The organism is Polaribacter sp. (assembly GCF_965660385.1).
Classification (GTDB): Bacteria; Bacteroidota; Bacteroidia; order Flavobacteriales; family Flavobacteriaceae; genus Polaribacter.
In genome coordinates, this window is record NZ_CBFHZT010000019.1 from 16218 (window position 1) to 28839 (window position 12622).

A 12622-nucleotide genomic window follows, 5' to 3' on the forward strand; every position below is an offset into this window, starting at 1 on the left:
CTCAATCACCTAATGAGGTTCATTTCGAAACCACATTAAGAATGACAAAACTAATTTACATTTCTAAAAGATAAGCAAAAATTAATGGAGCTACAATAGTAGCATCACTTTCTATGATAAATTTTGGTGTATCAATATCTAATTTACCCCAGGTAATTTTTTCGTTAGGAACTGCCCCAGAATAAGAACCATAACTTGTGGTTGAGTCTGAAATCTGACAGAAATAACTCCAAAATGGAGTATCTGTTCTTTCCATATCTTGATACAACATTGGTACTACACAGATAGGAAAATCTCCTGCAATACCACCTCCTATTTGAAAGAATCCTATTCCGTTTGTTGAATTTTCAGTATACCAATCTGCCAAGAATGTCATGTATTCAATTCCTGATTTCATGGTAGAAGCTTTTAATTCTCCTTTTAACACGTAAGATGCAAAGATATTACCCATGGTAGAATCTTCCCAACCAGGACAAACAATAGGTAAGTTTTTTTCTGCAGCTGCATACATCCAAGAATTCTTTAAATCAATTTCATAATACTGCTCCAAAACCCCAGAAAGTAATAATTTATACATGTATTCATGTGGTAAATAACGTTCGCCTTTTGCTTCAGCATCTTTCCATATTTTTACAATATGTTCTTGAATTCTTCTAAATGCTTCCTCTTCTGGTATGCAAGTATCTGTAACTCTATTTAAGCCTTTTTCTAATAAATTCCATTCATCTTGTGGCGTTAAATCTCTGTAATTTGGTACACGTTTGTAATGAGAATGTGCTACCAAATTCATAATATCCTCCTCTAAATTTGCACCAGTACAAGAAATAATTTGCACTTTGTCTTTACGAATCATTTCTGCAAAAATTTTACCAAGTTCTGCTGTACTCATAGCACCAGCTAAAGATACTAACATTTTAGAACCTTTATTTAATTGCTCTTCATAACCCTTTGCAGCATCCACTAAAGCAGCAGCATTAAAGTGTAAAAAGTATTTTTCTATAAAATTTGTAATCGGTTTTTTCATTTTTTATGTTTTTAATATCATGTTCTCGATACAATTCCGCAAAAAAGCGAAATCACTCGAACTGACATCAGTCGTTTTTTAATATTATTTTATTAACTTTCACATCAAGTAAAATCTCTTTTTCAGAAATTTTTTATCGAGATGTTATTTTAAATTTTAATTATTTCTTTACAGTTTTTTCACTTCAAAAATATCTGTTCTTCTATCTTTTAAATTTCGTACACTACCAAATTGATTCAAATCTTTTAGTAAGTCTAAATCTACATCTGCAATTAAAATCATTTCTGTATTTGTGGTAGCTTCAGCTTTAATTCCGTTTGCAGGAAAAGAAAAATCACAAGGTGTAAACACCATAGACTGTGCATACTGAATATCCATATTATTTACCTTTGGCAAATTACCAACACTACCAGCTATAGCCACATAACACTCGTTTTCTATAGCTCTGGCTTGTGCACAATGACGCACTCTAGAATAGCCATTTTGTGTATCTGTTAAAAAGGGTACAAATAAAATATCCATACCTTCTTCAGCTAAAATTCTGCTTAACTCAGGAAACTCTGAATCATAACAAACCAAAACACCTATTTTGCCACAATCTGTATCGAAAGTTTTAATTTGATTACCTCCTTGCATGCCCCAAACTTTTGCTTCATCTGGAGTAACGTGTAATTTTTCATAACGTTCTGTAGTGCCATCTCTTCTACACAAATACCCAACATTATACAACAAACCATCCTTTAGTTCTGGCATACTACCAGAGATGATATTAATGTTATAGGTAATAGCCAATTCTGAAAACTTCTGAACAATAACAGGTGTAAATTTTGCCAATTCACGAATTGCTTGAGATTCTGGTAAATGATTATGATCTGCCATTAATGGCGCATTAAAAAACTCAGGAAACAAGGCAAAATCTGAACGATATGCAGAAACTGCATCAACAAAATATTCTGCTTGTTGCATTAATTCTTCTAAATCTTTATACAATCGCATTTGCCATTGAATCAATCCTAAACGTACAACTGTTTTTTTAGTTGATGCTTTTTTAGATTTTTTCTGATAATAAATATTATCCCATTCTAACAATACTGCAAACTCGCCCGAATTTGCATCGCCTTCTAAATATCCTTTTAAAATTTTAGAAGGATGAAAATCATTAGAAATTTGAAAATTTAAAACGGGATCATTGATTTCTTTACGTTTAACTTTTTCTAAGTATTCTTTAGGCGATATTGTTTCTGAATACTTATGATAATTTGGCATTCTACCACCAAAAACAATTCCCTTTAAATTTAACGTTTCACATAGTTCTTTTCGATAATCATACAATCTTCTTCCAAGACGTAATCCTCGGTATTCAGATTTTATAAAAACATCTATTCCGTATAAAACATCACCTTCTTTATTATGGGTGCTAAAGGTAAAATTGCCTGTAATATCTTCGTACGTATGTGTATCATCAAATTTATCATAATCAACCATAATAGATAATGCACAACCTGCTAATTCTCCATTAATTTTGATGACAACTTGACCTTCTGGAAATTTTTTTATTAAAGAAAGTATTTGAGATTCTTCCCAATAGGTGTTTTCCATATTAGCATAAATCTCAATCATTGCTTGTTTTAACGCTTGATAATCATCAATAGTTAAATACTGCAACTCAATATTTTCGATTGTTTTAATCATGTTAAAATTTTAAAAATCGTCATCATCATTTTTAAATTTAGACAATTTTGTAAACGGATTATTTTTTTCATCTAAAGAATAGTCATCTTCATCACTTTCTAAAAACTTATAGCTTAGCATTTTGTAGAATAATTTTGCCGCTAAAAAATCTGACGACTTTTCATTTTCATTAGGACAAAGTTCTACCATATCAAAACCAACAACATTCTTTTGTTCAAAAACAGCTTTTAAAAACTCTAAAGTTTCATAATAAAAAAGTCCACCTGGTTCTGGAGTTCCTGTAGAAGGCATAATAGAAGCATCTAAAGCATCTAAATCAAACGTAATAAATACATTGGTACTTAGTTGATCGATTACATCATCTATCCAATCTTCATTTACTGCCATTTCGTGAGCAAAGAATACTTTTTCTAAATTCATTTCTCTTTTTTCAGAAATGTCCATACTTCTAATACCCACTTGCACTAAATTTGTTGTTGAATTAGCTTCATAAACAGCGCACGCATGGTTGTATTTAGTACCTTGATACTCTTTTCTTAAATCTGCATGAGCATCGATATGCAATACTGTTAAATTCGGAAAACACTCGTTAAATGCTCTAATAGTACCAATAGAAATTGAATGTTCGCCTCCAAAAACAGTAACAAATTTATTTCTATTAATGTATTTTTTAGTAATTGCATGTACTGCATTAACCATAGCCTCTGGAGAAGAGTTTTCAGTTACAGCATCAGATAAAAAAATACCTTGTTTGTAAACTTCAGAGTCTGTTTCTATATCATACAATTCCATGTTTTCTGAAGCGTCTAAGAACGCTTTTGGACCTTTATCTGCTCCTTTTTGCCATGTACTAGTTCCATCATATGGTACAGGGATAATTACAATTTTTGATGTTGGTAGGTTTCCAAACTCCTGTGGAATTCCTGCGTATGTTTTTTTAGTTTCCATATTGTTTGTTAGAAGGTATCTCCTTATTTTTTTTAATTTTTAGTTGTTGCTCCATAACCTAAAATGGATAACAATTCACTACTTTTTTGTTGTTCTTTAAAAATTTTAGTGGTTAGGTTTCCGTTTTCATCTTTATCAATAATTAGGTGTTTAGGATGAGGAATTAAACAGTGTTGCAAACCACCAAAACCACCAATGGATTCTTGATAAGCACCTGTGTTAAAAAAACCAATATATAATGGTTTTTCTTTTTCGTAAATGGGCAAATAAATGCCATTTACATGTTGTTCTGAATTATAATAATCATCACTATCACAAGTTAAACCACCTAACAATACACGTTCATATTTATGATTCCATTTGTTAATTGGTAGCATTATAAAACGCTTATTTATAGCCCAAGAATCTGGTAATGTTGTTATAAACGATGAGTTAATCATATTCCAACGTTCTCTATCATTTTGCTTTTTTTGATATAAAACTTCATAAATAGCTGCACCAGATTCACCTACAGTAAAACTACCAAATTCTGTAAATAAATTTGGTACATCTACTTCAGCTTCATCGCATGCTTGCTTTATTTGGTTGATGATTTCATCTATCATATAAGCATAATCATAATCAAATCCTAATGAGTTTTTAATAGGAAATCCACCTCCAATATTTAAGCTATCTAAAGTAGGACAAACTTTTTTTAGGTTAATGTAAACGTTTAAACATTTCATTAACTCGTTCCAATAATACGCATTATCTTTAATACCAGTATTGATAAAAAAATGCAGCATTTTTAAATCTACTTGGTCATTATTTGCAATTTCACGTTCATAAAAAGAAACAATGTTTTTGTAACCAATACCAAGTCTAGAAGTATAAAATTCAAATTTTGGTTCTTCTTCGGATGCAATTCTAATACCAACATTGAGTTTTTTACCAGTTTCATCTAATAAAAGGTTTAACTCCTCGTAATTATCTATAATAGGAATTACGTTTTGATGACCTGAATTGATTAGATCTCCAATATTTTTTATGTATTGATCGCGTTTAAATCCGTTACAAATTACAAATGTGTTGTCCTTAATTTTTCCTTCTTTTTTTAAACTATTTACAATATCAATATCAAAAGCAGATGATGTTTCAATATGAATATCATTTTTTAAAGCTTCATGCAAAATGTGTTTAAAATGAGAACTTTTTGTACAATAACTGTAAAAATATTTCCCTTTATAGTTATGATTTTTAATACTGGTTTGAAACCATCTTTTTGCTTTGTTGATGTTTTCTGAAATTTTTGGTAAATATGTAAATTTTAATGGAGCACCATATTCAGCAGCCAATTCCATTAAATTTATGCCATGCCAAAACAATTTACTTTTTTCAATTTCAAATTCTTCTTGTGGAAAATCGAACGTTTGTTCAATTAAATCTATATATTTTGTGTTCACTTTTTAGTTAAATTAATTATACAATAAATTTATCTCTTATTTAAAATCTGATAATAGATTATAATATAAGAAATACTTGCTCTAAAACAAAGTTATCACTGTATAATTTGTAAGTAAATCACATGCAGCCTAGCAATTAGCTGCAATTCTTTCAAATAGGAAAAAGGAGAATCCTTAATTTTTTCGTCGCATTTCCAAAATGCATTGTAATTATTTATCTCCTGTAAAAAATTACTCCCGAAATAAGAAAAACAAAACATTTAACTTATAATAAGTATTTCAAAAGTAATTTATTTTTCAATACAAAAAACAAAAGTGAAAAAAAAGTGAAAAAAAATTTTTCACTTTAATTATACTATTATTAAGACTAGTCTTCTGGAGGATACCCATGAATTTCCTCGAAGTCGCGATCAAAATTTGTACGCAAATATGCATTTAATTTTTTTCTGTAATCGTCTTTTAACCAAGTAACAAAGTTGTGTGTACTTTTAGAGATACATTTTGCGTACCTGTTAATTCTGTCATCTATCTCCTCTCCTAGCATTTTTGCTAAAATTAAAGCATCAAAAACATCTTCACTGTTCTCAATACACATTTTTGCATGATGTTGTATAGATTTTTCTAAAACACGTTTGGAAGATTCACCAGCTCTAATGGTATCAATATATACCTTTTTCATATCGAAATAAGTATCTGTAGATTTTGCAAATTCTTTCTTTACATCTGCTGGTAACTCATATCTAAATGTACTTTCAATTTCTTCGTCAGATAAGATTGCATTTAAATAATAATCTGGAGCTCTAAACATTTTTTGCCAGTCTAAATCTGCTCCCCATGGGCCAAATCTGTAAAAGTTGTTTCCTAAATCAACAACATCAAACGTAGTTTTATCTTTAAAAATACGTGAACCACGACCAATCATTTGATAGTATAATGTTAAGGATTTTGTTGCCCTATTTAATATAATGGCTTCAATACTTGGTTCATCAAAACCTGTAGTTAAAATACTTACAGAAGTAATGATTGCATTAGGTGTTTTATGAAACCAACGTAAAATTAATTCACGCTCTTTTTTGGTATTTGTATTGTCTAAATGTGCAATAGGATAGCCTGCTTTTTTAAACGCATGAAAAACCTGTATTGAGGTATTAATTCCGTTGTTAAAAATTAATGTTTTTTTACCTTTTGCAGTTTCTTCGTAAGCAGACACCAATTTTGAAAGCATATCTGTATTGGTGTATAAATCTTCGGATGATTTTACAGTATAATCTCCATTAGCACCAACTTCTAAAGAAGTTAAACCTACATTATACGAATACATATTGGCTCTAGCTAAATAACCGTTGTCAATTAAATCTTGTATAGATTCACCCACAAATAACTCTTGGTAGTTCTCATACATTGGTAATTTAATGTTAGAACTTAATGGTGTAGCTGTTACCCCTAACACAAATGCATCACTAAAAAACTTAAAGATTTTTGTAAATGAATTGTAGTGTGCCTCATCAACAATCACTAAACCAATATCAGAAATATCTAATTTGTCATCATTTAACCTATTTTTTAAGGTTTCCACCATTGCAACAAAACAATCAAAGTCATGTTGGTCATCTAATTTAGCTGTAGAATTAATTATTTTATTTCTAACACCAAACTCTTTAAGCATTTTTGATGTTTGCTTACTTAACTCTATTCTATGCGTTAATACTAAAACTTTCTTTTTAAATATTTCTAAATAACGCCTTACAATTTCAGAAAAAATTACTGTTTTACCCCCACCTGTTGGAAGTTGATATAACAAGTGATAATCTTTAGGTGCATTTTCGAAACGTTTAAAAATTTCTTGAAGTGCATCTTTTTGATAACCGTATAATTCTTTACCTACAATTTTATCTGAAGTATTTGTGTTTGCCAAAAGTTAAAAAATTTAAGTAACAAAAATAAGATTTAATTAAGGTTTAATGCAAGTTTATCCTATAGAAATCTTGATAAATTTATTTCTGCGATTGCATCATGAGAATCATGAAACACACATGTTTCGTTTTTAATTACCAATACTTGAGGAGATTGGTGCACAACTTCAAATACTTCAGCAAGTTTATTAGAAATATCTCTATGATTCAATAAATCTAAATAATACACCTTAAAACTTTTATGCTCGTCTGTAAACAACCTTTCAAACTGCTTAATCACCATTTTACTGATTCCACAACGTGTAGAGTGCTTGTAAATTAAAACAGTGTTAGTTTTCGAAGCTTCTTTTATTTCATCAATCTGACATAAATTCGCTAAATCAATCCAATTAAAAGAAGATTTGTTGCCATTTGATTCCTCTTTTTCTCCAAACATTTTACTAAATATTCCCATATTTTAATTTTTATTGAGTTACAAAGATAAGAAACTTTACCAGTCAAAACGTCAGTAATTTAAGGGATTTAAACGACAAAATGACGGGTAATCTGATTAAATTAAAGTTGGTATTAAAATTGAATATTAGAAATTGTAAAAAGAAAAATACAATAAAAATGAATTTTAACAACTATACAACAAAATCGCAAGAAACCATACAAATGGCGCAGCAAATTGCCCAAAGTTATGGTCATAATCAAATAGAAAACGAACATATTTTTAAAGCTTTAACACAAGTTGATGAAAATGTATTACCATTTTTATTGAAGAAATTAAGCATTAATATAAATATTGTTAATCAAATTGTAGACAAACAAATAGATAGTTTTGCAAAGGTTTCTGGTGCTGACCTTATGCTTTCTAGAGAAGCAGGAAAAACGCTAAATGAAGCTTCAATCATTGCTAAAAGCATGAAAGATGATTATGTTTCTATCGAACATTTAATTTTAGCCATTTTTAAATCAAAGTCTAATATCTCTCAGATTTTGAAAGACCAAGGAGTTACAGAAAAAGGTTTAAAAGCTGCTATTGAAGAGTTACGAAAAGGCGAACGTGTTACTTCACAAAGCCAAGAAGAAACATATAACTCTTTAAACAAATATGCCAAAAACCTTAATGAGTTTGCACAAAATGGAAAATTAGACCCTGTAATTGGTAGAGATGAAGAAATTAGAAGATTACTTCAAATCTTATCACGTAGAACCAAAAACAACCCAATATTAGTAGGTGAACCTGGAACTGGTAAAACCGCTATTGCAGAGGGTTTAGCACACAGAATTGTAGATGGTGATGTGCCCGAAAACCTAAAAGATAAATTGATTTTTTCTTTAGATATGGGAGCTTTAATTGCTGGTGCAAAATATAAAGGAGAATTTGAAGAACGTTTAAAATCAGTGATTAAAGAAGTTACCACCTCTGATGGAGATATTGTTTTATTTATTGATGAAATACATACCTTAGTTGGTGCTGGTGGTGGACAAGGTGCCATGGATGCAGCAAATATTTTAAAACCTGCTTTAGCTCGTGGAGAATTGCGTGCAATTGGTGCCACTACTTTAGATGAATATCAAAAATATTTTGAAAAAGATAAAGCGTTAGAACGTCGTTTTCAGAAAGTTTTGGTAGACGAACCAGATACAGAAAGTGCTATTTCCATTCTAAGAGGTATTAAAGAAAAATACGAAACTCATCATAAAGTTCGTATTAAAGATGAAGCAATTATTGGGGCTGTAGAATTGTCTCAACGCTATATTACCAACCGTTTTTTACCAGATAAAGCTATAGATTTAATGGATGAAGCTGCATCTAAATTGCGTATGGAAATCAATTCAAAACCTGAAGAATTGGATGTTTTAGATCGTAAAATAATGCAATTAGAAATTGAGATAGAAGCCATTAAACGCGAAAAAGATGAAACAAAATTAAAATCTCTACGTGCTGAATTGGCAAATTTAAAAGAACAAAGAAATACACTGAATGCAAAATGGAAATCTGAAAAAGAAGTCGTAGATAATATTCAGAATGCAAAATCTGATATTGAAAATTTTAAAATTGAAGCTGAAAAAGCAGAACGAGAAGGAGATTATGGTAAAGTAGCAGAAATTAGATATGGTAAAATTAAAGAAGCACAAGAAAAGCTAGAAGAATATCAACAAATATTATCAGAAAATAAAAGTGGAAATTCTTTAATAAAAGAAGAAGTAACTTATGAAGACATTGCCGAAGTTATTGCAAAATGGACAGGAATTCCTGTTACAAAAATGATACAATCTGAACGTGATAAACTCTTAAAGCTAGAGCATCAATTGCATAAAAGAGTTGTTGGGCAAGAAGAGGCTATTGTGGCGATTTCTGATGCTGTAAGACGTTCTAAAGCTGGTTTGCAAAATCCTTCTAAACCAATAGGTAGTTTCTTGTTTTTAGGAACAACTGGTGTGGGTAAAACAGAATTGGCTAAAGCCTTAGCAGAATATTTGTTCGATGATGAAAATGCGATGACAAGAATTGATATGAGCGAATACCAAGAACGCCATGCTGTAAGCAGATTGGTTGGAGCGCCTCCTGGATATGTAGGTTATGATGAAGGTGGCCAATTAACAGAAGCTGTTAGAAGAAGACCCTACTCTGTGGTTTTGTTAGATGAAATTGAAAAAGCGCATCCAGATACATTTAATATTTTGTTGCAAGTTTTAGATGAAGGAAGACTGACAGATAACAAAGGACGTGTTGCAGATTTTAAAAATGCAATTATTATTATGACATCAAATATGGGAAGCCATATTATTCAAGAAAAATTCTCAGATCAAAAAGCAGATATTGAAGCTGTTACAGAATTGGCAAAAATTGAAGTTCTAGGATTGTTAAAAAAATCGGTTAGACCTGAATTTTTAAACAGAATTGATGATGTTATTATGTTTACACCTTTAAATAAAAGCGATATTTCTGAAATTGTACGGTTGCAGTTGGTGCAATTGCAAAAAATGATTGCAAAGCAAGACATTACTTTAGATGCTACTGATGAAGCAATTATTTATTTAGCTAAAAAAGGATATCAGCCTGAGTTTGGTGCAAGACCTGTAAAAAGAGTTATTCAAAAAGAAGTCTTAAACCAGCTATCAAAAGAAATTTTAGCAGGTAAAATTACTACAGATAGTATTATTTTATTAGATGCTTTTGATGATAAACTGGTGTTTAGAAATCAATCTGATTTGGTAATCAATTCATAAAACTAAAATTTAAAATTCAAAAAAGTGGTGTCTTAAAAAACACCACTTTTTCTTTTTTGTTTATATTCGTCTTTAAAATCCATTTAATGAAAAAATATTTCTTTCTTTTTGTAGTTACTTTTAGCATTTTACTTTCTTGCACATCTAAAGAAACTACAACCTATTATTTAATTCGTCATGCAGAAAAAGATAGAACAGATCAATCCAATGGAAATCCGAATTTAAATTTTGAAGGCGAAAAAAGGGCGCAACGTTGGGCAAATTATTTTGAAGATGTTAAAATTGATGCTGTATATTCTACCAAATATTTTAGAACAATGGAAACTGCAACACCAACAGCCATGACCAAAAAATTAAGGATTCAATATTATGATCCTAGAAATATGTACGATTCGATTTTTAGAGCAGAAACCAAAGGAAAATCGGTTTTGGTTGTAGGTCATAGCAATACCACCCCCATTTTTGCCAATAAAATTTTAGGCAATGATATTTATGAAAACATGGATGACGATGACAATTCTAGCTTATATATTGTAACCATTTCTGGTGATGAAAAAGAAAGTAAAATTGAAAAAATAGAACAATTACACTAATTATTTTTTTTACTAGTAAGTTTTTTATTAGGATTATAAATTATAATTAATTGTACAATTATAGCTAAAAATACTAAAAAATAAATTTCAATTTGTGTAAACAACTCGATTGTAGAAAGTGCTTTTTTACTAACGGACATTAATCGACCACCTTCTCTAACTTGTATTTCAGATAAGTTGATAAGGCTATCTTCTATTTGCTTGATTAAGTTCAGATACGCTTTATTTGAATTGATGTTGTTGTTTAAATTAGTTTCCTCTATTTTTTTAAGTGTATTTATTTGGCTTTTCAAGTTATTGAAAACACCTGCTTCTTCTATTGTTAAATTAGTTTGCTCAAAATTTAAAAGTAAATTATCTAACTCCTTATTTGCATTATTTTTTTGTTTTTTAAAATAATCTACATTTTTACTAATGATTGCAACTTCTTTAACATTAATTTTATTTGAAATTTTAAAAATTAAATCTTTAGCAATAAGTCTATCTTCATAAATATTAATAACGGTATCTTTTACCCGTGTAAAATTGTCTTTATCAATTAAATTTGTTGTGATTATAAGCACAAAAATCATTAAAACTCCTAAAATCCATTTTATTTTATCAAAAATTGTCATCATTAAAACTATTTAAATTAAAGTATTTATTCATAAAAACCCCAAGATAACATAAGTATCTTGAGGTTTCATAGCATAACCTCTTTTTTTTAACAAGAGGTTAAACAACAACTTTTTATTGGTCGTCTCTCCAAGGTTTATAATTTTTATAGGCAGGGCCAGTAAGCTTTACTCTATCACTAGTTACAGCAACAACTTTAGTTTTTTTACGATTATTTTTCCAGGGTTTATAGTTTTTAAATGCAGGCCCTTTTAAGCCTTTTTTATTACTACCCACATAAATTGGTGTAGGTTTAGAGGTATGTTTCCAAGCTTTATAATTTTTGTAAGCAGGACCTTTTAAATCTTTTCGATCTTGTCCAAAAATAGATGTTGAAATAAAAATAAATCCGAATAATATAACTAAATTTTTCATGTTGTTGTTTTTAAAGTTATGCCAAACACTATTGTTTAACTACTTCAAATTTAGTTATGAAAGCTATGTTTTTACGGTATGAGAAAATTGGTAATTCTATATCCGTATTTATACGGATATTGTTATAAGAGTTTGTAATCTGCAGCCTTTTTAATTAATTCAGCAGTATTTTTCACTTCAATTTTTTTAAGGATATTAGCTCTATGAGTTTCTATGGTTCTAGTGCTTACAAATAATTGAGATGCAATTTCTTTAGTGGTTAAACCTTTGGCAATCAATTTAAGTACTTGAGCTTCTTTATTTGTTAAAATAGTTGCACTTATGGGGTTTTCAGACATAAAATTGATCATTTTTTCTGATATTTCTGCACTAAAATACTTTTTACCCTTTGCCACGGTTCTGATACTATTTAGCAATTCTTTTTCATCTGCATTTTTTAATAAATAGCCATAGGCACCTTCTTTTGCACATTTTGCAATATAATTTCCTTCATTATGCATAGAAATAATAATTGGCTTTATTTTGGTTTTGCTTTTTTTTATTGCTTTCAATACTTCAAAACCATCTACATTTGGCATGGTAATGTCTAATAAAACAATATCAATATCATTATTTTTTTTAATTAGTTTTAAAAGTTTTTCACCATCAGACACTGTATCAACTATAAAAATATCTTTATTTTTTTTAAGCAGTTCAGATAGGCCAACTCTAAAAAGATCATGATCATCAGCGATGATTACTCTAATAATTTCATTCATA

The 12622-nt window shown here is 29.6% G+C and carries 11 protein-coding genes; 2 read left to right on the forward strand and 9 right to left on the reverse strand.

Going from position 1 to position 12622, the window contains the following annotated elements; genetic code table 11:
• Window positions 1-55: 55 nt before the first annotated feature.
• The 6 genes from ACTG3V_RS07685 to ytxJ form a co-directional block, all read right to left on the reverse strand.
• Window positions 56-1024, reverse strand: a complete 969-nt coding sequence (locus ACTG3V_RS07685; RefSeq protein ID WP_439131572.1) for a deoxyhypusine synthase family protein — start codon at window positions 1022-1024, stop codon at window positions 56-58.
• Window positions 1025-1192: 168 nt separating this feature from the next.
• Window positions 1193-2716, reverse strand: a complete 1524-nt coding sequence (locus tag ACTG3V_RS07690) for a bifunctional GNAT family N-acetyltransferase/carbon-nitrogen hydrolase family protein (RefSeq protein ID WP_439131573.1) — start codon at window positions 2714-2716, stop codon at window positions 1193-1195.
• Window positions 2717-2725: 9 nt separating this feature from the next.
• Window positions 2726-3664 (reverse strand): agmatinase, encoded by a 939-nt coding sequence (gene speB / locus ACTG3V_RS07695; RefSeq protein WP_439131574.1) that lies wholly within the window; start codon window positions 3662-3664, stop codon window positions 2726-2728.
• 32 nt (window positions 3665-3696) lie between these two features.
• Window positions 3697-5106: an arginine decarboxylase gene (locus ACTG3V_RS07700; RefSeq protein ID WP_439131575.1), complete on the reverse strand. Its 1410-nt coding sequence runs from the start codon at window positions 5104-5106 to the stop codon at window positions 3697-3699.
• A gap of 367 nt (window positions 5107-5473) precedes the next feature.
• Window positions 5474-7021: a DEAD/DEAH box helicase gene (locus ACTG3V_RS07705; protein WP_439131576.1), complete on the reverse strand. Its 1548-nt coding sequence runs from the start codon at window positions 7019-7021 to the stop codon at window positions 5474-5476.
• Window positions 7022-7080: 59 nt separating this feature from the next.
• Complete coding sequence (gene ytxJ / locus ACTG3V_RS07710) at window positions 7081-7473, reverse strand: bacillithiol system redox-active protein YtxJ (protein WP_439131577.1); 393 nt, start codon at window positions 7471-7473, stop codon at window positions 7081-7083.
• 158 nt (window positions 7474-7631) lie between these two features.
• On the opposite strand from ytxJ, the gene clpB reads away from it, so the two are divergent.
• Window positions 7632-10241, forward strand: a complete 2610-nt coding sequence (clpB, locus tag ACTG3V_RS07715; RefSeq protein WP_439131578.1) for an ATP-dependent chaperone ClpB — start codon at window positions 7632-7634, stop codon at window positions 10239-10241.
• 86 nt (window positions 10242-10327) lie between these two features.
• Entirely contained in the window at window positions 10328-10834 is a 507-nt protein-coding gene (locus tag ACTG3V_RS07720) for a SixA phosphatase family protein (RefSeq protein ID WP_439131579.1), read from the forward strand.
• On the opposite strand, the gene ACTG3V_RS07725 is transcribed toward ACTG3V_RS07720, so the two are convergent.
• The 3 genes from ACTG3V_RS07725 to ACTG3V_RS07735 form a co-directional block, all read right to left on the reverse strand.
• The gene (locus ACTG3V_RS07725) at window positions 10831-11451 is read right to left on the reverse strand and encodes an MCP four helix bundle domain-containing protein (RefSeq protein WP_439131580.1); all 621 of its coding nucleotides are present in this window, start codon (window positions 11449-11451) and stop codon (window positions 10831-10833) included. The genes ACTG3V_RS07720 and ACTG3V_RS07725 overlap by 4 nt on opposite strands.
• Window positions 11452-11563: 112 nt before the next feature.
• Window positions 11564-11863, reverse strand: a complete 300-nt coding sequence (locus ACTG3V_RS07730; protein ID WP_439131581.1) for a hypothetical protein — start codon at window positions 11861-11863, stop codon at window positions 11564-11566.
• Between the two features lie 122 nt (window positions 11864-11985).
• Window positions 11986-12621, reverse strand: a complete 636-nt coding sequence (locus ACTG3V_RS07735) for a response regulator (RefSeq protein WP_439131582.1) — start codon at window positions 12619-12621, stop codon at window positions 11986-11988.
• Window position 12622: the final 1 nt, after the last annotated feature.

Bases quoted from the DNA above. Each gene is read 5' to 3' on its own strand.
- ACTG3V_RS07685 (WP_439131572.1), bottom strand. From the start codon at position 1,024: ATGAAAAAACCGATTACAAATTTTATAGAAAAATACTTTTTACACTTT.
- ACTG3V_RS07690 (WP_439131573.1), bottom strand. From the start codon at position 2,716: ATGATTAAAACAATCGAAAATATTGAGTTGCAGTATTTAACTATTGAT.
- speB (WP_439131574.1), bottom strand. From the start codon at position 3,664: ATGGAAACTAAAAAAACATACGCAGGAATTCCACAGGAGTTTGGAAAC.
- ytxJ (WP_439131577.1), bottom strand. From the start codon at position 7,473: ATGGGAATATTTAGTAAAATGTTTGGAGAAAAAGAGGAATCAAATGGC.
- clpB (WP_439131578.1), top strand. From the start codon at position 7,632: ATGAATTTTAACAACTATACAACAAAATCGCAAGAAACCATACAAATG.
- ACTG3V_RS07720 (WP_439131579.1), top strand. From the start codon at position 10,328: ATGAAAAAATATTTCTTTCTTTTTGTAGTTACTTTTAGCATTTTACTT.
- ACTG3V_RS07725 (WP_439131580.1), bottom strand. From the start codon at position 11,451: ATGATGACAATTTTTGATAAAATAAAATGGATTTTAGGAGTTTTAATG.
- ACTG3V_RS07730 (WP_439131581.1), bottom strand. From the start codon at position 11,863: ATGAAAAATTTAGTTATATTATTCGGATTTATTTTTATTTCAACATCT.
- ACTG3V_RS07735 (WP_439131582.1), bottom strand. From the start codon at position 12,621: ATGAATGAAATTATTAGAGTAATCATCGCTGATGATCATGATCTTTTT.